Here is a 19,413-nt window from a genome sequence, read left to right as displayed (position 1 = left end):
GCCGCGCCGTCGCGGCCCGGGTCAGCGCCAGCCGCGCCGCTGCGCCCCGGCCCGGCGCCGCCGGTCGTTGCACAGCAGGCACCGGCCCCAGCCCGGCGGCAGGGGATCGGTCTTGTCCCCGTACAGCGGGTCCACGGGGCCCTTCGGGTGCTCCGAGCAGCCCGTGGCCGCAAGGCCGCCGCCCAGGGCGCTCGCCGCGGTCAGCGCCCTGCGCAGGGCGTCCACCAGCTGCTCGGCCTCATGGGGCGCGGGTGCGGAGGCGTCGAGGGAGAAGGCGATGTCCGAGGCGGTGGTGAGCGCGCTCTGGAGTTCGCGCAGGTCTGCGTAACTCATGCTGGTGAGCGTAACGGCCGCCACTGACAACCCCGTCCCGCCGCCCGTCGCGCACGCCCCCTGCGGTACGGTCGCGCCATGCCGGAGGCCCAGTACATCGCCGTGATGACGACGACCGACAGCGAAGAGCGCGCCAGGCACCTCGCCACCACCGCCGTCGAGGCGCGGCTCGCCGCCTGCGCCCAGATCGACGGCCCGGTCACCAGCGTCTACCGGTGGCGGGACGAGGTGCACAGCGACACCGAGTGGCGCGTCCTCTACAAGACCGCCGCGGACCGCTACGGCGAGCTGGAGGCCCACATCAAGGGCGCGCACACCTACGAGACCCCGGAGATCGTCGCCACCCCCGTCACGGCGGGCAGTGACGCGTACCTCTCCTGGCTCCGGACGGAGACGCGCGTCAGCCGCGGCTGAGCATCCAGCTCCGCTCGGCGCCCGCCGAGCCCGTGTCGCGGACCGTCCGCACCCCCTCGCCCGTCGCGTCGCGCGACGAGCCGGTGCGGTGCGCGGCCTGCTCCCAGATGCGGCCGTCCGCCTCCGCGACGACCTTCTGCCGCCCGCCCGAGCCGGCCGGCTCGGTGCGGAAGCGCTGCCCCGCCGCGTCCGCGTCGCACGGCACGGTGACGAGCAGCGAGCCCTGTCTTCCGATGCAGCGGTAAGGCTGCGCCTGCGACGAGAACTGGTGCGTGGCCGAGCTGTAGACCCAGGTCTGGGCGACCCGCTCGGACTCCCGGCACGGCTGCAGCGCCACCAGCCAGGGGCGCAGCGTGCCGCGCGGGTCGCGGTAGCCCGGTCCTTCGGCGGTCAGGCAGCCGCCGTGCGCGCCGTTGTGGATGCGCACGGCGCCCGCGGGCGCGCCGGGCGTGGTCCCGGCGTCGGCGCCGGCCAGGGGAGCCGTGACGCCGAGGGCGGCGACGGCGCCGAGGATCGCTGCGGTGGCGCGGAGGGAATGGCGCATGGCGAGAGCTCCTCGATCAAGGGGTGGTAACGGAACGAGGGCGTTGACATTACTGACGGCACCGGCGTGCTGACACACTGTTTCCGGTCATGGTCATTTCCGCTCGCAACCCATGATCGGCCGGGATATCCTCACCGAAACTTTATGAAGTGCGGACAAAGGACAGTAAGGCACTTGAAGGCGATACGTAAGAGCGTCGTGGCCGCGACGGGGGTCGCTCTCGCTCTGAGCCTGGCGGCGTGCGGCGGCACGGGCGGCGGCACGGACGAGCCCGCGGGCTCCGGCGGCGGGAAGAGCGACAACGGCGCGGACAAGGCGCTCAAGGCGGCGGAGCCGGCCGGCACGCTCAAGGCGGCCGCGGCCAAGGGGGCGCGGGAGAACACGTACCGCACCAAGGGCACGCGCAAGGACAAGGACGGCGAGTACGTCACCGAGGGGGCCTTCCAGGCGAAGCCCCACGCGTCCGTGATGAAGGACGTGGGCCCGAAGACGGCGGAGTACCCGGACGGCGTCAACCACGTCATCACCGTGAACGACAAGATGTACTTCAACGGGGAGAAGATCGCCGGCAAGAAGTGGTGGACGTTCAGCGTCGAGGGCGCCGACAAGAGCAAGGACCCGTCGTCGGAGCTCTTCGTCCGGATGACGTCGGCGCTCGCCACGTCCAAGGACGTGAAGAACACGGGCGTCGAGACGGTCGGCGGCCGCCGCGCGGCCCGCTTCCAGGGCACGGTCGTCGTCTCCGAGCTCGCCGCCTACAAGGGTGACGCGATCACGGACAAGGACCGCGACTTCGTCGTGAACGGCTACGAGACCGACGGCGTGCAGCAGGTCGAGCTCGTCGTCTGGGTGGACGTGGACGGCGTGGTCGCGAAGACCGAGGAGTCGGGCAAGGGCTCCAAGGGCGAGTTCCGCCGGGCCGACGAGTACCGCGACTGGGGCGCGGACCTGGGCATCAAGCCCCCTCCGGCCGCCGAGACGGCGACCGAGAAGGAGGTCCTGGAGCACGAGATGAAGAAGCGGCAGCAGTAGCTTCCCGCACGAGAGAGGCGCCCCCGCCCGGCATCGGCCGGGGCGGGGGCGCCTTTCGTGGAGCGGTGGGGCTCAGCGGTGCGTCAGCACTCGATGATGTTGACGGCCAGACCGCCGCGCGCCGTCTCCTTGTACTTCACGCTCATGTCCGCGCCCGTCTCCTTCATGGTCTTGATGACCTTGTCGAGGGAGACGTGGTGCCGGCCGTCGCCGCGCAGGGCCATGCGGGCCGCGGTGACCGCCTTGGCGGCGGCCATGCCGTTGCGCTCGATGCACGGGATCTGGACCAGGCCGCCGACCGGGTCGCAGGTCAGGCCGAGGTTGTGCTCCATGCCGATCTCCGCGGCGTTCTCCACCTGCTCGGCGGAGCCGCCCAGCACCTCGGCGAGGCCGCCGGAGGCCATGGAGCAGGCGGAGCCGACCTCGCCCTGGCAGCCGACCTCGGCGCCGGAGATCGAGGCGTTCTCCTTGAAGAGCAGGCCGATGGCGCCCGCGGCGAGCAGGAAGCGGACGATGCCGTCCTCGTCCGCGCCGGGCACGAAGTTCATGTAGTAGTGCAGGACGGCCGGGATGATGCCGGCGGCGCCGTTGGTCGGCGCGGTCACGACGCGGCCGCCCGCGGCGTTCTCCTCGTTGACGGCCATGGCGTAGATCGTGATCCACTCCATGGCGCGGGCCTGCGGGTCGCCCTCGGCACGCAGCTGGCGGGCGGTGTTCGCGGCGCGGCGGCGGACCTTCAGGCCGCCCGGCAGGATGCCCTCGCGGGCCATGCCGCGCGACACGCACGCCTGCATCACGCGCCAGATCTCCAGGAGGCCCTCGCGGATCTCCGTCTCCGTGCGCCAGGCCTTCTCGTTCTCCATCATCATCGCGGAGATCGACAGGCCCGACTCGCGGGACATGCGCAGCAGCTCGTCACCGGTGCGGAAGGGGTACTTCAGCACGGTGTCGTCGAGCTTGATGCGGTCCTCGCCGACCGCGTCCTCGTCCACGACGAAGCCGCCGCCGACCGAGTAGTAGGTCTTCTCCAGCAGGGGGGCGCCGGCCTCGTCGTAGGCGAAGAGGGTCATGCCGTTGGCGTGGTACGGCAGGGAGCGGCGGCGGTGCAGGATCAGCTGGGTCGACTCGTCGAAGTCGATCTCGTGGGTGCTGCCGATCTCCGCGCCGAGCAGCCGCAGGCGCTTGGACTCGCGGATGCGCTCGACCTCGGCGTCGGCGAGCTCGACGTCGACGGTGCGCGGGGAGTAGCCCTCCAGGCCGAGCAGGACGGCCTTGGGGGTCCCGTGGCCGTGGCCGGTGGCGCCGAGCGAGCCGAAGAGCTCGGCCCGGACGGAGGCGGTGTGGGCCAGGAGGCCCTCGTTCTTCAGCCGTCGCGTGAACATCAGCGCGGCCCGCATGGGACCCACCGTGTGGGAGCTGGACGGGCCTATGCCGATCGAGAAGAGATCGAAAACGGAGATGGCCACGGTGGCTGCTCCCTGTCTGCTTGGAGGTGGTACGGGTCGTGCTGAGGGGGGCGCCCACGGTGGTACGGGGGCGCGTGGTGCGGGGCACCGAGCGCTCACTGTTCAGTGTGCCCGGTGCCCCGTACCGATGCGTAAAACGGATGCAGATGTGTTACTTCAGGCCGGGGTACAGCGGGTGCTTGTCCGCCAGGGCCGTGACGCGGCCGCGCAGGGCCTCCGCGTCGTAGACCGGCTTCAGCGCCTCGGCGATGATGTCGGCGACCTCACGGAAGTCCTCCGCCTGGAAGCCGCGGGTGGCCAGCGCCGGGGTGCCGATCCGCAGACCCGAGGTGACCATCGGCGGCCGCGGGTCGTTCGGGATGGCGTTCCGGTTGACCGTGATCCCGACCTCGTGGAGGCGGTCCTCGGCCTGCTGGCCGTCCAGCTCGGAGTTGCGCAGGTCCACCAGCACCAGGTGCACGTCCGTACCGCCGGAGAGGACGGACACGCCCGCCTCGGCGACGTCCGCCTGCACCAGGCGCTCGGCCAGGATCTTCGCGCCCTCCAGCGTACGCTGCTGGCGCTCCTTGAACTCCTCGCTGGCGGCGACCTTGAAGGAGACGGCCTTCGCGGCGATCACGTGCTCCAGCGGGCCACCCTGCTGACCGGGGAAGACAGCGGAGTTGATCTTCTTGGCCAGCTCGGCAGTGGAGAGGATCACACCGCCGCGGGGACCGCCGAGGGTCTTGTGCGTGGTGGTCGTCACGACGTGCGCGTGCGGCACCGGGGAGGGGTGCAGACCGGCGGCGACGAGGCCCGCGAAGTGGGCCATGTCGACCATCAGGTACGCGCCGACCTCGTCGGCGATCCGGCGGAAGGCGGCGAAGTCCAGCTGGCGCGGGTACGCGGACCAGCCGGCGACGATCAGCTTCGGGCGGTGCTCCTTGGCGAGGCGCTCGACCTCCTCCATGTCGACCAGGTTGGTCTGCTCGTCGACGTGGTAGGCGACCACGTTGTAGAGCTTGCCGGAGAAGTTGATCTTCATGCCGTGGGTCAGGTGCCCGCCGTGGGCGAGGTTCAGACCCAGGATGGTGTCGCCCGGCTTGAGCAGCGCGAACATCGCGGCGGCGTTGGCCTGCGCACCGGAGTGCGGCTGGACGTTCGCGTGCTCGGCACCGAAGAGCGCCTTGATCCGGTCGATGGCGATCTGCTCGACGACATCGACGTGCTCGCAGCCACCGTAGTAGCGGCGGCCGGGGTAGCCCTCGGCGTACTTGTTGGTGAGGACCGAGCCCTGGGCCTCCATGACCGCGACCGGAGCGAAGTTCTCCGAGGCGATCATCTCGAGGGTGGACTGCTGGCGGTGGAGTTCGGCGTCGACAGCGGCGGCGACGTCGGGGTCGAGCTCATGGAGGGAGCTGTTCAGCAGAGACATGAGTTCTTCCTGGACTTCCTGGGCGAGGGAGGGCGAGGGGTGGGGTCAGCCTGCGGTGAAGCCGTCGTACTCGGCGGCGGAGAGGAGGTCCGCCGGCTCGTCCGTGATCTTCACCTTGAACAGCCAGCCGCCCTCGAAGGGGGCGGAGTTCACCAGCGAGGGGTCGTCCACGACGTCCTGGTTGGCCGCGGTGACCTCGCCGGTCACCGGGGAGTACAGGTCGCTGACCGACTTGGTCGACTCCAGCTCGCCGCAGGTCTCGCCCGCGGTGACGGTGTCACCGACGGCCGGGAGCTGGGCGTAGACGACGTCACCGAGCGCATTGGCGGCGAACTCGGTGATGCCGACCGTGGCCACGCCGTCCGCGTCGACGGCCGACAGCCACTCGTGCTCCTTGCTGTAGCGCAGCTGCTGGGGGTTGCTCATGGCTAGATTCTCCTGGATGCGCGTGAGTGCTTGTGCAACGGGTCTTGACAGAGGGAGATGAGAGAGGGCAGGGAAGCGCCCGGGCGAGCCGCGGGGAAGATCAACGCTGCCGCTTGTAGAAGGGCAGGGCCACGACCTCGTAGGCCTCGTGGCTGCCGCGGATGTCCACGCCCACGCCCTGCGTGCCGGGGGCGGCGTGCGCCGCGTCCACGTAGGCGATGGCGATCGGCTTGCCGAGCGTGGGGGAGGGGGCGCCGGAGGTGACCTCGCCGACGACCTCGCCGCCGGCCACCACCGGGAAGCCGGCGCGCGGCACGCGGCGGCCCTCGGCGATCAGGCCGACCAGCTTGCGCGGCGGCTGCGCCTCGGCGCGCTCCGCGGCCGCCTGCAGCGCGGCGCGGCCCACGAAGTCGCCCTCCTTCTCGAACTTCACAACCCGGCCCAGGCCCGCGTCGAACGGGGTGGTCGCGGTCGTCAGCTCGTGCCCGTACAGCGGCATGCCCGCCTCCAGGCGCAGCGTGTCGCGGCAGGAGAGGCCGCAGGGGACGAGGCCGGCGTCCGCGCCCGCCTCGGTGAGGGCCTGCCACAGCTTCACGGCGTCGCCCGGGGCGACGAACAGCTCGAAGCCGTCCTCGCCGGTGTAGCCGGTGCGGGCGATCAGGGCAGGGACGCCCGCGACGGTGCCCGGCAGGCCCGCGTAGTACTTCAGGCCGTCCAGGTCGGCGTCCGTCAGGGACTTCAGGATGGCCGGCGAGGCCGGGCCCTGGACGGCGAGGAGGGCGTAGGCGTCGCGGTCGTCGCGGACGGCCGCGTCGAAGCCGGCGGCGCGCTCGGTCAGCGCGTCCAGCACGGTCTGCGCGTTGGAGGCGTTGGCGACGACCATGTACTCCGCGTCGGCGAGGCGGTAGACGATCAGGTCGTCGAGGATGCCGCCGTCCTCGCGGCAGATCATCGTGTAGCGGGCGCGGCCGACGGCGACGCTCCCTATGTTGCCCACGAGGGCGAAGTCCAGCAGGGCTGCGGCCTGCGGGCCGGTCACGGTGATCTCACCCATGTGCGAGAGGTCGAACAGACCGGCGCGGGTGCGGACCGCGACGTGCTCGTCGCGCTCGCTGCCGTAGCGCAGCGGCATGTCCCAGCCCGCGAAGTCGGTCATGGTCGCGCCGAGCTCGCGGTGCAGGGCGTCGAGGGCTGTGCGGCGAGGGGTGTCGGTCATGGTGTGGGCTCCCGGACATGGCAGTGAGGACGTCCTCCCCATCTGTCATCGGAACCTGAGAGGTTCACCGGGAGCCGCCGCGACACGCGGGGGGTCCGGCTTGCACCTTGGGTGGAGCCGCGCACGGTGCGGCCCGCTTTTCAGATCTGCCTCGTCCGCGCGGTACGGGGCCTGAGAGATTCAAGGGAGGAACTTGCTCCTTCGGCGCCCAGCGCACACGGCGTGGCGTGCAGCCTGGGACTCTCCCGCGCGGATTCGAGCGGCCGGTATGCAGTTGGATACGCAGTTGGCGCGCACATCATTGCACGTACGGGCGCGTTACGGACTGCCTGGCGGCCCCCGAATTCGATTACCTTTCTTTTACGTTCTGTGGGTAGGGGGCGGTGACGGGCGGTGACCGGGCCCGGGGGAGGGGCGGAACGGATGGGAACAGCACCGACGGCAGGGACGGCCGGGCCCGCGCGGGCGCACGGCGCGGCCGCGGCGGACGGCGGCGCGGCGCGGCCCCGGGCGGGGGTCCTCGACCTGCGCTCCGGAGCGGGCCGCGGGGAGCTGCGCTTCCCCGCGGGGGACGTGCTGATCGTCTCCGGGCTGCCCGGGAGCGGGAAGTCCACGCTCATCCGGCGGGCCGTGTCCGTGCTGGACGCGCAGGACGGCGTCGTCTGGTGCGTCGACTCCCAGGACACCCGGGAGCGCCTGGAGCGGCACGCACCCGGCTGGCTGCCGTACGCGATCTACCGGCCCTTCGCCCGGCTCGCGCACTACGCGGCGCTGCGCCGCGCCCTGCGCTCCACCGCGAGCGCCGTCGTGCACGACTGCGGGCAGCGCGGCTGGGTCCGCCGCTGGGTCGCGCGTGACGCACGGCGCCGGGGTGGCGCGGCCCACCTGCTCCTCCTCGACGTGCCGCCGGGCACCGCGCTGGCCGGCCAGGCGGCGCGGGGCCGCGGCGTCTCGCCGTACGCCTTCCGCCGGCACCGGCGGGCGATGGCCCGGCTGCTCGCGTCGGTGTCGCAGCCGCCGGTCCCGGACCCGCTGCTCACGGACCGCCCGGGGCGCCTGCCGGCCGGGGTCGCCTCGGTGGTCCTGCTGGACCGCGGGGCGGTGGACGCGCTGCGGAGGATCACCTTCGAGTAGGCGGGCCCGGCGCCGCCTACAGCGGCAGGGGCGCCGGCAGGGTCGAGCCGTCTTCCGTCAGGGGGAGTTTCGCCAGGAGGTCCTTCACGACGGCGAGGGCCTCCGTGATCGCCGACTGGACGCCTTCCGCGTCGTTCTTCGTGGCCGCGCCGATCAGCTTCTCGATCGCCTTCTGCAGCTTCTTCAGCAGGTCGTGGACGTCGTCCGGCGGAGCCACCGCCGGGCGCCCCGAGGAGGGCGGGGACTTCCGCAGGGAGTCCGCGAGCCGGTTCGCCGACGACCGCAGCCGCTGCTGCATCTCCTTGAGCGCGTCGGCGTCCGGCGTCCTGGACTGCGCCTCCTTGCCGATCCGGGAGACCAGCGTGAGCGCCTCCCCCAGCTGCCCCACCGCGTCGAGCTGCTGGTGCACGCCGGGCGCGGACTTCGTTCCGGTGGCCGGGAGCACGACGGACATGTCGGGGTCCGGTGCGTTCACGGCGGCCAGGGAGGGGCCCGCGACGCCGACGGCCACGGAGCCGCAGGCGGCGACGGCTATCGCCGAGGCGGCGAATTTGTTGACACGCATGCTGGGGGTTCCCTTCGGTGCGAGGACCCGGCCGGCCGGCGGGGCGGCGGAGCCGGTGGCGCTGCAGGGCAGCTGCCCGATCACCGTGTGACCTGCGGTGTCCCTGTGCAACCCGGTGGCTGCGGCCAGTGCTGTGACGGAAGGGGACGGACTCCCGTACGGCCCGCCCTGACCTGGGACATCACCGGCGATTTCGGCAGCCGGGAGGAGCCTGCGGGGGTACAGCCGTTAGGGTGCATGTGCGGCTTCGTCGAGAGTGGTTGGGCGGCATTGGACGAGTTGGACGAGATGAGCATCCCCGGGCAGTACGGCTGGAGTCCGGCCCCCGGCGGCGGCGCGCCCGCGGCCGCCCCGCCCGGCTGGCCCGCCAATGAACTCGAAGAGGTGCTCGCCGCCTCGGTGGGCGCGCCCGGCGCGGGCCTGCGCATCGTGGAGGCCCTGGGCCGCAGCCACGTATGGGTTCCGCTTCCGTCCGGCGGCGGTCCGGACAGCGCCGATCTCGACCTGCCCACGCTGGAGCTCGGCGGCCAGGCCTTCGTGCCCGTCTTCAGCTCCGAGGGGGAGTTCCTGAGGGTCGCCGGCGAGCGGATGCCCTACGCCGTCGCCCCGGCCGTCGAGTTCGCCCGCGGGCTGCCCCCGCAGGTGGGCATCGTCGTCAACCCCGAGGGCTCCGTGGGCGCCCCGCTGCCGCCGCCCGCCGTCGCCGAGCTGTGCCGGGCCGGGCGCACCGCCCTGGACGGCGATGCCACCGGCGGCCGCGTGCGGCTCTTCGAGCCCGACTGGCAGGACGAGCCCACGGACTTCCTGGCGGCCGCCGGGCCGGAGTTCGCCGCCACCGGGGTCGTCCGGACGGCGCGGCGCGCCCTCGCGAGCGTCGAGGGGGCAGATCCGGCGCTGTTCGTCGGCATCGAGCTCGACCTGCCGGACCCCGGCAGCCGGTCCGCGGCGCTGTCCGCCGTGGGCCGCGCCCTCGGCTCCGCGCCCGTGCCCTGGCCCGTCCAGCTGGTCTTCCTGGACGTGGCGCGGGACCCGGTCGGCGACTGGATGCGGGACCGGATCCGTCCGTTCTACGACCGCGACCTGTGACTCCTCCCCTGTCCGCCCCGGCGGGCTCGTAAGCTGGTCGGACGACAACGGGCGCGCGACGGCGCTCCCGGGTCGCAGCAGTCAAGGCCGAGAGAAGAGGCGGACCCAGGTGAGCGCGGGCGCGGAGAGCGGCGTGGAGCAGATGCTGCGCCAGGTGGCGCCCGGCCGGTACGACGCGTACGAGGAGCTGCTGCGTTCGCTGGCCGAGGGCCGGGTCTGGATGCTGCTCTGGCACGGCCAGGCCGGCTCGCCCGACGCCCAGTACGGCAACATGGAGGTCGAAGGGCTCGGCTACGCGCCGTGCGTGACCTCCGCGCAGGAGCTCGCCGCCAGCGGCTGGAACCGGGCCCACGAGGTGATCTCCGGCCGGGACGTGGCCGAGGCCCTCTACCCCGGCCGCTGGGGCCTGTGGCTCAATCCGCACGCGCCCGGCGGCGGCGTCGGCATCCCCTGGCTCGACCTGCGCCGCATCGCCGGCGGCCTGGACCGGCTGCCGGCCGGCCCGCTGCGGGTGAGCGAGCCCGGCGTGGACATCCCGCAGTTCTACGCCCTCCTCGGGCAGAACGCCCACCGCACCCCCGCGGTGCGCTCGCTGCGCCGTGCCTGGGTGCAGCCCGCGCTCGGCACCGCGTACCTGGCCATCGGCCTGGACCTCTACGACGGCTCGCAGGCGTCCGTGGAGTCCGTGCGGCTGATGATGCAGCAGTCCGTCGGAGCGGTCCCGGAGGGGCTGCCGGTCTCCACGGTGGCCATGTCGGACGAGCACGACCCGGTCGCCATGTGGATGCGGGCCAACGCCCGCCCGTTCTACGACCGCGACGCCTACGGCGGTGCGCCGGCGGGCGGCTCGCAGGCCGCGCCGACGGGCTACGGATACCCTCCGCAGCCCCCTCAGGCCGGCGTCTACTGACCGCCGACGGGCCGCAGTTGTCCGTATAACGGAACTCCTCTCCACACATCACGGTTGCGCATCCTTTGCCGACCGGGTCTGGCGGGTGATCGCGGGGGCGTTGAAGACTCCCGCCACAAGGACTCCCGGTCCTGCGTACGGTCCCGCGTACGTCCTGTGCACGGTCTGCTCTGCGTGAACTTCCCGCACCATCGCACCTTTCGCACCAGTGATGTGAACCAGCCGCACGCGCGGCGGGCGTTGGGCCGGTCGGCACCGGCCGAGAGGGGTCCCTCAGACGATGACGGCACCACTGCACGACACGGGCGCGGCGGAGACCGCGGCGGTCGACGTCGCCGCCGGCGTTCCGGCCAAGGCCATCGAGGGTCGTTCCCCCTGGCGGATCGCCTGGATACGGCTCAAGCGGGACAAGTTCGCGCTGGCCGGCGGTGTCGTCGTCCTGCTGCTCATCCTGGTGGCCATTCTCGCGCCGGTGATCGTGAGCATGCTGGGCCATCCGCCCAACGAATTCCACGAGGACCAGATCGACCCGCTGTTCAGCACCCCCAAGGGGGACTGGGGCGGCATCAGTTCGGACTTCCTGCTGGGCGTCGAACCCACGAACGGGCGCGACGTCTTCAGCCGCATCGTCTACGGGGCCCGGGTCTCGCTGCTCGTGGCCTTCCTCTCGGCCGTCGTCGCCGTCGTCATCGGCACGGTGTTCGGCATCGTCGCCGGCTTCTTCGGCGGCTGGGTCGACGCGGTGATCAGCCGGGTGATGGACCTGCTGCTGGCCTTCCCGCAGCTGCTGTTCATCATCGCGCTGGTGTCGGTGGTCCCCGACTCCCTCTGGGGGCTGACCGGTTCCGGCGTGCGCATGGGCGTGCTGATCGCGGTGATCGGCTTCTTCGGCTGGCCCTACATCGGACGGATCGTGCGCGGCCAGACCCTCTCGCTGAGGGAGCGGGAGTACGTCGAGGCGGCGCGCAGCCTCGGCGCGGGCCGCGGCTACATCCTCTTCCGCGAGCTGCTGCCCAACCTGGTGGCGCCGATCACCGTGTACACCACGCTGATGATCCCCACCAACGTCCTCACCGAGGCCGCCCTCAGCTTCCTCGGTACCGGAGTCAAGCCCCCCACGGCATCGTGGGGCGAAATGCTCGCCAGAGCCGTCGACCACTACGAGGCGGACCCGATCTTCATGATCATCCCGGGTCTCGCCATCTTCGTCACCGTCCTCGCCTTCAACCTCTTCGGTGACGGCGTACGGGACGCGCTGGATCCCAAGGGTTCGCGCTAGCGCCCCGCCCCCGGCGGCTCCGCTCCGCCGGCTCGCACGTGTCCCACCGCCCCTGTCGGTCCGTCAGGAGGCTCTGTCCGCAAACCCGCCGCCCGCTTCCCCGGACGGCGACGAACACGGAGGTCGCGACACCTTGAGAACACAGAGAACTTCGAGGCGGAGGCCGGCCGCCGGGGCGGCCCTCGTGGTCGCGGCCCTGGTCACCACCGCGGCCTGTGGCGGCGGCGGGAGCGAGAGCAGCAGCACGGACGGCAAGGGCGCGGGCTTCAACGCCGCCGTCGGCAAGCTCGCCACGGCCTCGGACAAGAAGGGCGGCGAGCTCAAGTTCATCGGCACGCAGGACGCCGACTCCTGGGACCCGCAGCGCGGTTACTACGGATTCATGTGGGACTTCGCCCGCTACTACACGCGGACCCTGGTCACCTCGAAGCCCGCGCCCGGCGCCGAGAGCTCCACGATGGTGGCGGACATGGCCACCGACACCGGCAAGATCTCAGCCGACAAGAAAACCTACACCTTCACCCTCAGGCCGGGCCTGACCTGGGAGGACGGCCAGCCGGTCACCGCCCAGCACATCAAGTACGGCATCGAGCGCACCTGGGCCACCGACAAGATCTCCGGCGGCCCCACCTGGCTGATGCAGGTCCTGGACCCGGACAAGACGTACAAGGGTCCGTACAAGGACGAGAGCAAGGACAAACTGGGCCTGAAGGCGATCGAGACGCCGGACGAGAAGACGATCGTCTTCAAGCTGCCCAAGCCCAACGGCGACTTCCTGCAGATGCTCGCCCTGCCCGCCGCGGCGCCGGTCCGCCCGGACAAGGACACCGCCGAGCGGTACGGCCAGAAGCCGTTCTCCAGCGGGCCGTACAAGTTCGTCTCGTACAGCCCGAACAAGGGGCTGGAGCTGGTCCGCAACGACAAGTGGAACAAGGAGTCCGACCCGGTCCGCAAGGCCCTGCCGGACAAGATCTCGGTCACGCTGATCACCAACGCCGACGACATGGACAACCGGCTGCTCAAGGGCGACTACGACCTCGACATCAACGCCACCGGCATGGGTTCGGCGGGCCGGCAGAAGGCCCTGAAGGAGAAGAAGGGCAACGTCGACAACCCGCAGACCGGCTTCATCCGCTACGCGGCGTTCCCCAAGACCGTCGCCCCGTTCGACAACGAGCACTGCCGCAAGGCCGTCATCTACGGTGCCGACCACACCTCGCTGCAGACCGCGCGCGGCGGCCCCCAGGCGGGCGGCGACATCGGCATCAGCATGATGCCGCCGGCCGTCAAGGGCTTCGACCCCGGCTACGACCCGTACAACATGAAGCAGGGCAAGCCCGACGTGGCCAAGGCCAAGGAGGAGCTGAAGGCCTGCGGCAAGCCGGACGGCTTCAAGACGACCATCGCGGTGCGCAACAACAAGATGCAGGAGGTCGCCTCCGCCGAGTCGCTGCAGGCGTCCCTGAAGGCCGTCGGCATCGACGCGCAGATCGACAAGTACGACGGCGCGCAGTCCACCGGCATCATCGGTTCGCCCAAGAACGTCAAGGCCAAGGGCTACGGCATCATCATCATGGGCTGGGGCGCCGACTTCCCCAGCGGCCAGGGCTTCCTGCAGCCGATCGTGGACGGCCGCTTCATCCAGCAGAGCGGCAACCAGAACTACCCCGAGCTCGACGACCCGGCGGTCAACAAGCTGCTGGACGAGGGCATCGCCGAGACCGACGCCGAGAAGGCCGGGAAGGTCTACCAGGAGGCCAACAAGAAGGTCATGGAAGGCGCCTGGTACCTGCCCTTCACCTACGAGAAGAACATCATCTGGCGCAGCTCCCGGCTGACCAACGTCTACACGGCCGACGCCTACAACGGCCGCTACGACTACGCCTCGCTGGGCGTCGTCAAGTGACAGTCCGTCCGCTCCGCCGGCGCACCCGCCGCTAGGCACGAAGGGCAGGTGAGGGCCGAGCGCGACGACCGGGGACGCCCCCCTCTTCCCCAGGGGGGCGCCGCCGGGCCGCCGCCGGGCCGACCGCAGTGTTCGCTTACATCGTCAGGCGGCTCTTCGCCGTCATCGTGATGCTGCTCGTGGTCATCCTGGTGACCTTCGGCATCTTCTTCGCGATCCCGAAGTTCACCGGGTCCGACCCCGCGCTGATGTACGTCGGCAAACAGGCGGACCCGGCGGCCATCGAGGGCATCCGGCAGAAGCTGGGGCTCGGGAAGCCGATCCTCGAACAGTTCTGGAACTTCGTCACCGGGCTCTTCGCCGGCCGGGACTACGTCAGCACGGGCGACTCCATCCACTGCCCGGCGCCCTGCTTCGGCTACTCGTTCCGCCACGAGAGCCCCATCTGGCCCGAGCTGACCAGCCGGCTCCCCGTCACCCTCTCGCTCGCCGGCGGCGCCTGCCTGCTGTGGGTCACCGGCGGCGTCCTGACCGGCGTCGTCTCCGCCCTCAAGCGCGGCACCGTCTGGGACCGCACCGCCATGACCGTGGCCCTGAGCGGCGTCTCCCTGCCGATCTACTTCACGGCCCTGCTCTCGCTCGCGGTCTTCAAGTACAAGCTCGGCTGGGTCGGGGGCGAGTACACCTCGTTCGCGGACGACCCCGGCGGCTGGTTCGGCGGCCTGATCCTGCCCTGGGTGACCCTCGCCTTCCTCTACGCGGCCATGTACGCCCGGCTGACCCGGGCCACCATGCTGGAGGTCCTCGGCGAGGACTACATCCGCACGGCCCGCGCCAAGGGCCTCGCCGAACCCGTCGTCATCGGCAAGCACGCGATGCGCTCCACCATGACCCCGATCCTCACCGTGCTCGGCATGGACCTCGGGGCGCTGGTCGGCGGCGCCATCCTCACCGAGACGGCCTTCAGCCTGCCCGGCCTGGGACAGGCCGCGGTCGCGGCGATCAACGAGCGCGACCTGCCGATGATCCTCGGCGTCACGCTGATCACCGCCTCCGCCGTCGTCTTCGCCAACCTGGTCGTGGACCTCCTGTACGCCGTGATCGACCCCCGAGTGAGGCTCTCGTGACCACCGACCCCGCCCCGCACCCGGGGCAGACCCCCGCCGCCTTCCTCGACGTGCGCGACCTGCGCATCCACTTCCCCACCGACGACGGGCTGGTCAAGTCCGTCGACGGGCTCTCCTTCCGGCTGGAGAAGGGCAGGACGCTCGGCATCGTCGGGGAGTCCGGGTCGGGCAAGTCGGTCACCTCGCTCGGCATCATGGGCCTGCACACCGTCGGCCAGTACGGGCGCGGCAAGGCCCGCATCTCCGGCGAGATCTGGCTGGACGGCAAGGAGCTGATGACCGCCGACCCCGACGAGGTGCGGCGGCTGCGCGGCCGCGAGATGGCGATGATCTTCCAGGACCCGCTGTCGGCCATGCACCCGTACTTCACGATCGGCCACCAGATCACCGAGGCGTACCTGGTGCACAACAGCGGCGCGGACAAGAAGGCCGCCCGCAAGCGCGCCGTCGAGCTGCTGGACCGGGTCGGCATCCCGCAGCCGGACCGCAGGGTGGACGACTACCCCCACCAGTTCTCCGGCGGCATGCGCCAGCGCGCCATGATCGCCATGGCGCTCGTCAACAACCCCGAGCTGCTCATCGCGGACGAGCCGACCACCGCCCTGGACGTGACCGTGCAGGCGCAGATCCTCGACCTCATCCGCGACCTGCAGAAGGAGTTCGGCTCGGCGGTCATCGTCATCACCCACGACCTCGGCGTCGTCGCCGAGCTGGCCGACGACATCCTCGTGATGTACGGCGGCCGCTGCGTGGAGCGCGGTCCCGCCGAGAAGGTCTTCTACGAGCCCCAGCACCCCTACACCTGGGGCCTGCTCGGCTCCATGCCGCGCATCGACCGCGAGCAGACCGAGCGGCTGATCCCGGTCAAGGGCTCCCCGCCCAGCCTGATCAACGTGCCGTCCGGCTGCGCCTTCAACCCGCGCTGCCCGTACGCCGACGTGCCCGCCGGCGGCGTCACCCGCACGGAGCGGCCCGAACTGCGCCCGGTGTCCGGCGGCGCGGCAGCCGTCTCCGGGAGCGGCGGGCACTGGTCCGCCTGTCACCTGCCCGCGGAGGAGCGGACCCGCATCTGGACCGAAGAGATCGCGCCGAAGCTGTGAAGGACCACGAGATGACCATTCCCGCGCAGCAGGCGAACGACGGGCCCGCGGCCCTCCTCACGGTCGAGGGCCTGGTCAAGCACTTCCCGATCACCAAGGGGCTGCTGCGCCGCCAGGTCGGCGCGGTGCAGGCCGTGGACGGCCTCACCTTCGACGTCCGCACGGGGGAGACCCTGGGCGTGGTGGGGGAGTCCGGCTGCGGCAAGTCCACCATGGGGCGGCTGATCACCCGGCTGCTGGAGCCGACGGGCGGCCGGGTGGCGTTCCAGGGCAAGGACATCAGCCACCTGGGCGTGGCGGGGATGCGCCCGCTGCGCCGCGACATCCAGATGATCTTCCAGGACCCGTACTCCTCGCTGAACCCGCGGCACACCGTCGGCACCATCGTCGGCGCGCCCTTCAAACTGCAGGGCATCACCCCCGAGGGCGGGGTGAAGAAGGAGGTGCAGCGGCTGCTGGAGCTGGTGGGGCTCAACCCGGAGCACTACAACCGCTACCCGCACGAGTTCTCCGGCGGCCAGCGGCAGCGCATCGGCATCGCGCGCGCCCTCGCGCTCAAGCCGAAGCTCGTCGTCGCGGACGAGCCGGTCTCCGCGCTGGACGTGTCGATCCAGGCCCAGGTGGTCAACCTGCTCGACGACCTCCAGGACGAGCTCAACCTGACGTACGTGATCATCGCGCACGACCTGTCGGTCATCCGCCACGTCTCGGACCGCATCGCCGTGATGTACCTCGGCAAGCTCGTGGAGCTCACCGACCGCACGTCGCTCTACACCAAGCCGATGCACCCGTACACCAAGGCGCTGCTGTCCGCCGTGCCCGTGCCCGACCCCAAGCGGCGCACCAAGCGCGAACGCATCCTGCTCAAGGGAGACGTGCCCTCGCCGATCTCGCCGCCGTCCGGTTGCCGTTTCCACACCCGGTGCTGGAAGGCGACGGAGGTCTGCACGACGCAGGAGCCGCCGCTGGTGGCGCTGGAGCCGGGGCACCAGGTGGCCTGCCACCACCCGGAGAACGCGCCGCAAGGGGCCCCGGCGGGCTGAGCGTCCGGAACGGGCCTCGGGCTGAGTAAGAATGTCTGGTGCTCACCGACCTGTTCAGCCCCTCCGTCCAGCATTCGCTGGACATCGCCGGAATCTTCGTATTCGCGATCTCCGGCGCCCTGCTCGCCGTCCGGAAGAACTTCGACGTCTTCGGCATGGCGGTCCTGGCGGAGGTCACGGCGCTGGGCGGCGGGCTGATCCGGGACGTGATCATCGGGGCCGTGCCGCCCGCGGCCTTCACCGACCTCGGCTACTTCCTCACGCCGCTGATCGCCACGGTGATCGTGTTCTTCCTGCACCCGGAGGTCGAGCGGATCACCAAGGCGGTCGGGGTCTTCGACGCCGCGGGGCTCGGGCTGTTCTGCGTCACCGGCACGGTCAAGGCGTACGGGCACGGGCTCGGCCTGGTCTTCGCCGCCACGCTGGGGCTCGCCACGGCGGTCGGCGGCGGCGTGCTGCGCGACATACTCGCGCACGAGGTGCCGTCGCTGCTGCGCTGGGACCGCGACCTGTACGCGGTGCCGGCGATGGTCGGGGCCGCGCTGGCCGCGGTGCTGCTCCGCTTCGAGGCGCTCGACGGCGCGACGTACGCGCTGCCCGTGGTGACCGCGTTCGTGCTGCGGCTGTTCGCGATGCACTACCACTGGCGGGCGCCGCGCGCGTGGCACCGCCGGAGCGCTGCGTCGGAAGAGGTGTGACGGCGCGGCCCCACCCGGGTTGTTGACGCTTCACCCAGAGCCTACCGATGAGTAACTTCCGGGTGTAGCGTGGCCGCCATGGCACAGGCAACCATCGGTGACAGCGAATTCGACCGCGACAGCGCACTGACCCTCCGCGCCCCCGGCGTCCACGACGTGCGGCTCCCCGAAGGATGGAGCATCGGCGGCGCCGTCAACGGCGGCTACCTCCTCGCCCTGCTCGGCCGGGGCCTCGGCGCGCACCTGCCCCACCCCGACCCCTTCACCGTCACCGCGCACTACCTGTCCGTCACCCGGCCCGGCCCCGCGGCCATCCGCACCGAGACCGTGCGCACCGGCCGCGCGCTCTCCACCGGCCAGGCCTCCCTCGTGCAGACCGCCGCCGACGGCAGCGAGACCGAGCGCATCCGCGTCCTCGCCACCTACGGCGACCTCGGCGCCCTCAGCGACGACGTCCGCACCACGGCCAAGCCGCCCGCCATGCCCCCGTACGAGCAGTGCCTCGGCAAGGAGCACAACGACGCCTCCCACCCCCTCGCCGAGATCGCCGCCCGCCTCGACATCCGCCTCGACCCCGCCACCGCGGGCTGGGCGGTCGGGCGGCCCGGCGGGCGCGGCGAGATGCGCGCCTGGTTCGGTCTGGCGGACGGCCGCCCCCTCGACCCCCTGGCGCTGCTGCTCGCGGTCGACGCCCTGCCGCCGACCACCTTCGAGCTGGGCATGACCGGCTGGGTGCCCACCGTCGAGCTGACCGCCCACATCCGCTGCCGGCCCGCCCCCGGCCCCGTCCGCATCGCCGTCACCACGCGCAACCTCGCGGGCGGCTACCTGGAGGAGGACGCGGAGGTCTGGGACAGCGAGGACCGCCTCGTCGCCCAGTCCCGGCAGCTGGCGGTGGCCCCGCGGCACTGACGGGCCGCACCCACCGGGTGCCGCGGGCCCGGAGCGCCACGCCCCGGGCCCGGAGCGCCACGCCCCGGGCCCGGAGCCACGCCCCGGGCCCGGAGCCACGCCCCGGGCGCGGGGCTACGCCACCTCCCGCCCCAGCCACGCCGCCAGCCGCGCGTACGCGTCCGCGCCCTCGGGCGCGGGCCGCACCGGACCGAACGGGACCTCCGGACCCCGCCGGTCCGCCGGCAGGAACTGCTGCGCCCAGCCCAGCGCGAGCTCGGCCAGCTCCTGGTCCAGCGGGAGCGGGTGCCCCAGCGCGTGCGACAGGTCCCAGGCGTGCGTGACGCTCTCCAGCACCATCCCGGACGTCAGGTACACGGCCCCCGGGAACGTCCCCCACTCCACGCTCACCAGCCGGGCCAGCTTCGCGTCGTCCGCCCAGGCCGCCGCGAGCCGGGCCCGCCCCTCGTCGTAGGCCCGGCCCCAGCCGTCGTCCGCGATGCCCGTGGGCGGCTTGCTCCACTCCACCGAGCCCTTCTCGCCCAGTTGCGCGCCGTCGTTCACGCCGGCCACGAGGTGGCCCAGCAGGGCCCGTACGTCGAACTCCGCGCACGGGGTCGGATCGCCCAGCCGCTCCGCGGGCACGGCGGCGACGAGGGCCGCCACCTGGGCGACGGCGCGGTCCATCAGGGGGCGGGGGTCGGTGAGGGCGGCCGTGCCGGTCATGTGCGACTCCAGGAGATACGTCGGTTCGGGAACACGCAGAGCATCCCGCCATAACCTGACAACCTCCGTCAGGTTTTCCTGCGGACTCCGCGGCATCCTTGAT

The 19,413-nt window shown here is 71.8% G+C and carries 20 protein-coding genes and 1 riboswitch; of the genes, 12 read left to right on the top strand and 8 right to left on the bottom strand.

Features of this window, described 5'->3' with window-relative positions; translation table 11 throughout:
* Window positions 1-21 precede the first annotated feature (21 nt).
* Window positions 22-333, bottom strand: coding sequence for a hypothetical protein (locus NQU55_RS03185; RefSeq protein WP_168092867.1), 312 nt, complete (start codon window positions 331-333; stop codon window positions 22-24).
* A gap of 78 nt (window positions 334-411) precedes the next feature.
* Between NQU55_RS03185 and cutA the strand changes: the two genes are divergently transcribed.
* Window positions 412-747 carry a divalent-cation tolerance protein CutA gene (gene cutA, locus NQU55_RS03180; RefSeq protein WP_168092866.1) on the top strand — a complete coding sequence of 112 codons (336 nt, stop codon included), beginning with the start codon at window positions 412-414 and terminating at the stop codon, window positions 745-747.
* Here cutA and NQU55_RS03175 read toward each other — a convergent pair.
* Complete coding sequence (locus tag NQU55_RS03175; protein WP_168092865.1) at window positions 734-1,291, bottom strand: ricin-type beta-trefoil lectin domain protein; 558 nt, start codon at window positions 1,289-1,291, stop codon at window positions 734-736. The genes cutA and NQU55_RS03175 overlap by 14 nt on opposite strands.
* A 174-nt stretch (window positions 1,292-1,465) precedes the next feature.
* Between NQU55_RS03175 and NQU55_RS03170 the strand changes: the two genes are divergently transcribed.
* Window positions 1,466-2,323 (top strand): SCO4651 family lipoprotein, encoded by an 858-nt coding sequence (locus tag NQU55_RS03170; protein WP_168092864.1) that lies wholly within the window; start codon window positions 1,466-1,468, stop codon window positions 2,321-2,323.
* A gap of 83 nt (window positions 2,324-2,406) precedes the next feature.
* On the opposite strand, the gene NQU55_RS03165 is transcribed toward NQU55_RS03170, so the two are convergent.
* From NQU55_RS03165 to gcvT, 4 genes are all read right to left on the bottom strand, one after another.
* Window positions 2,407-3,789, bottom strand: coding sequence for an L-serine ammonia-lyase (locus NQU55_RS03165; protein WP_168092863.1), 1,383 nt, complete (start codon window positions 3,787-3,789; stop codon window positions 2,407-2,409).
* Between the two features lie 151 nt (window positions 3,790-3,940).
* Window positions 3,941-5,203 carry a serine hydroxymethyltransferase gene (gene glyA, locus NQU55_RS03160; RefSeq protein ID WP_168092862.1) on the bottom strand — a complete coding sequence of 421 codons (1,263 nt, stop codon included), beginning with the start codon at window positions 5,201-5,203 and terminating at the stop codon, window positions 3,941-3,943.
* A 45-nt stretch (window positions 5,204-5,248) separates the two neighbouring features.
* Window positions 5,249-5,629 (bottom strand): glycine cleavage system protein GcvH, encoded by a 381-nt coding sequence (gcvH, locus tag NQU55_RS03155; RefSeq protein ID WP_168095489.1) that lies wholly within the window; start codon window positions 5,627-5,629, stop codon window positions 5,249-5,251.
* Window positions 5,630-5,729: 100 nt separating this feature from the next.
* Window positions 5,730-6,845 (bottom strand): glycine cleavage system aminomethyltransferase GcvT, encoded by a 1,116-nt coding sequence (gcvT, locus tag NQU55_RS03150; protein ID WP_168095490.1) that lies wholly within the window; start codon window positions 6,843-6,845, stop codon window positions 5,730-5,732.
* 150 nt (window positions 6,846-6,995) lie between these two features.
* Window positions 6,996-7,103: riboswitch (glycine riboswitch) on the bottom strand.
* 165 nt (window positions 7,104-7,268) lie between these two features.
* Here gcvT and NQU55_RS03145 point away from each other — a divergent pair.
* Window positions 7,269-7,979, top strand: coding sequence for an AAA family ATPase (locus tag NQU55_RS03145; protein WP_168095491.1), 711 nt, complete (start codon window positions 7,269-7,271; stop codon window positions 7,977-7,979).
* Between the two features lie 16 nt (window positions 7,980-7,995).
* Here the strand turns inward: NQU55_RS03145 and NQU55_RS03140 are convergent, their stop codons facing one another.
* Window positions 7,996-8,544 carry a hypothetical protein gene (locus tag NQU55_RS03140; RefSeq protein ID WP_168095492.1) on the bottom strand — a complete coding sequence of 183 codons (549 nt, stop codon included), beginning with the start codon at window positions 8,542-8,544 and terminating at the stop codon, window positions 7,996-7,998.
* Window positions 8,545-8,832: 288 nt separating this feature from the next.
* Here NQU55_RS03140 and NQU55_RS03135 point away from each other — a divergent pair, with 288 nt between their 5' ends.
* The 9 genes from NQU55_RS03135 (at window position 8,833) to NQU55_RS03095 (ending at window position 18,605) form a co-directional block, all read left to right on the top strand.
* Window positions 8,833-9,630, top strand: a complete 798-nt coding sequence (locus NQU55_RS03135) for an enhanced serine sensitivity protein SseB (RefSeq protein ID WP_168095493.1) — start codon at window positions 8,833-8,835, stop codon at window positions 9,628-9,630.
* 142 nt (window positions 9,631-9,772) lie between these two features.
* Window positions 9,773-10,540: an enhanced serine sensitivity protein SseB C-terminal domain-containing protein gene (locus NQU55_RS03130; protein ID WP_168095494.1), complete on the top strand. Its 768-nt coding sequence runs from the start codon at window positions 9,773-9,775 to the stop codon at window positions 10,538-10,540.
* A gap of 280 nt (window positions 10,541-10,820) precedes the next feature.
* Window positions 10,821-11,819: an ABC transporter permease gene (locus NQU55_RS03125; protein ID WP_256789622.1), complete on the top strand. Its 999-nt coding sequence runs from the start codon at window positions 10,821-10,823 to the stop codon at window positions 11,817-11,819.
* A 133-nt stretch (window positions 11,820-11,952) separates the two neighbouring features.
* Complete coding sequence (locus tag NQU55_RS03120) at window positions 11,953-13,725, top strand: ABC transporter substrate-binding protein (RefSeq protein ID WP_168092088.1); 1,773 nt, start codon at window positions 11,953-11,955, stop codon at window positions 13,723-13,725.
* A gap of 128 nt (window positions 13,726-13,853) precedes the next feature.
* Window positions 13,854-14,852 carry an ABC transporter permease subunit gene (locus tag NQU55_RS03115; RefSeq protein ID WP_168092087.1) on the top strand — a complete coding sequence of 333 codons (999 nt, stop codon included), beginning with the start codon at window positions 13,854-13,856 and terminating at the stop codon, window positions 14,850-14,852.
* Window positions 14,849-15,952, top strand: coding sequence for an ABC transporter ATP-binding protein (locus tag NQU55_RS03110; protein WP_168092086.1), 1,104 nt, complete (start codon window positions 14,849-14,851; stop codon window positions 15,950-15,952). Before NQU55_RS03115 ends, NQU55_RS03110 begins: the two co-directional genes overlap by 4 nt.
* Before the next feature lie 11 nt (window positions 15,953-15,963).
* A complete protein-coding gene (locus NQU55_RS03105; RefSeq protein ID WP_168092085.1) occupies window positions 15,964-16,995 on the top strand; it encodes an ABC transporter ATP-binding protein in 1,032 nt (343 codons plus the stop codon).
* 38 nt (window positions 16,996-17,033) lie between these two features.
* Window positions 17,034-17,693, top strand: coding sequence for a trimeric intracellular cation channel family protein (locus NQU55_RS03100; protein ID WP_168092084.1), 660 nt, complete (start codon window positions 17,034-17,036; stop codon window positions 17,691-17,693).
* A gap of 78 nt (window positions 17,694-17,771) precedes the next feature.
* Window positions 17,772-18,605, top strand: coding sequence for a thioesterase family protein (locus NQU55_RS03095; RefSeq protein ID WP_168092083.1), 834 nt, complete (start codon window positions 17,772-17,774; stop codon window positions 18,603-18,605).
* A gap of 114 nt (window positions 18,606-18,719) precedes the next feature.
* Here NQU55_RS03095 and NQU55_RS03090 read toward each other — a convergent pair whose 3' ends face one another.
* Window positions 18,720-19,310, bottom strand: a complete 591-nt coding sequence (locus tag NQU55_RS03090; RefSeq protein WP_168092082.1) for a TIGR03086 family metal-binding protein — start codon at window positions 19,308-19,310, stop codon at window positions 18,720-18,722.
* Window positions 19,311-19,413 lie beyond the last annotated feature (103 nt).

This window comes from Streptomyces telluris, from assembly GCF_024519335.1.
GTDB lineage: Bacteria > Actinomycetota > Actinomycetes > Streptomycetales > Streptomycetaceae > Streptomyces > Streptomyces telluris.
The sequence above is the reverse complement of the archived record's forward strand: the minus strand, read 5'-3'. Positions and strand labels throughout refer to the sequence as shown.

Coding starts and splice junctions, on each gene's coding strand:
- NQU55_RS03095 (WP_168092083.1), top strand. CDS start 17,772: ATGGCACAGGCAACCATCGGTGACAGCGAATTCGACCGCGACAGCGCA.
- cutA (WP_168092866.1), top strand. CDS start 412: ATGCCGGAGGCCCAGTACATCGCCGTGATGACGACGACCGACAGCGAA.
- NQU55_RS03105 (WP_168092085.1), top strand. CDS start 15,964: ATGACCATTCCCGCGCAGCAGGCGAACGACGGGCCCGCGGCCCTCCTC.
- NQU55_RS03090 (WP_168092082.1), bottom strand. CDS start 19,310: ATGACCGGCACGGCCGCCCTCACCGACCCCCGCCCCCTGATGGACCGC.
- NQU55_RS03135 (WP_168095493.1), top strand. CDS start 8,833: ATGAGCATCCCCGGGCAGTACGGCTGGAGTCCGGCCCCCGGCGGCGGC.
- NQU55_RS03175 (WP_168092865.1), bottom strand. CDS start 1,291: ATGCGCCATTCCCTCCGCGCCACCGCAGCGATCCTCGGCGCCGTCGCC.
- NQU55_RS03145 (WP_168095491.1), top strand. CDS start 7,269: ATGGGAACAGCACCGACGGCAGGGACGGCCGGGCCCGCGCGGGCGCAC.
- NQU55_RS03185 (WP_168092867.1), bottom strand. CDS start 333: ATGAGTTACGCAGACCTGCGCGAACTCCAGAGCGCGCTCACCACCGCC.
- glyA (WP_168092862.1), bottom strand. CDS start 5,203: ATGTCTCTGCTGAACAGCTCCCTCCATGAGCTCGACCCCGACGTCGCC.
- gcvH (WP_168095489.1), bottom strand. CDS start 5,629: ATGAGCAACCCCCAGCAGCTGCGCTACAGCAAGGAGCACGAGTGGCTG.
- NQU55_RS03125 (WP_256789622.1), top strand. CDS start 10,821: ATGACGGCACCACTGCACGACACGGGCGCGGCGGAGACCGCGGCGGTC.
- NQU55_RS03140 (WP_168095492.1), bottom strand. CDS start 8,544: ATGCGTGTCAACAAATTCGCCGCCTCGGCGATAGCCGTCGCCGCCTGC.
- gcvT (WP_168095490.1), bottom strand. CDS start 6,845: ATGACCGACACCCCTCGCCGCACAGCCCTCGACGCCCTGCACCGCGAG.
- NQU55_RS03130 (WP_168095494.1), top strand. CDS start 9,773: ATGCTGCGCCAGGTGGCGCCCGGCCGGTACGACGCGTACGAGGAGCTG.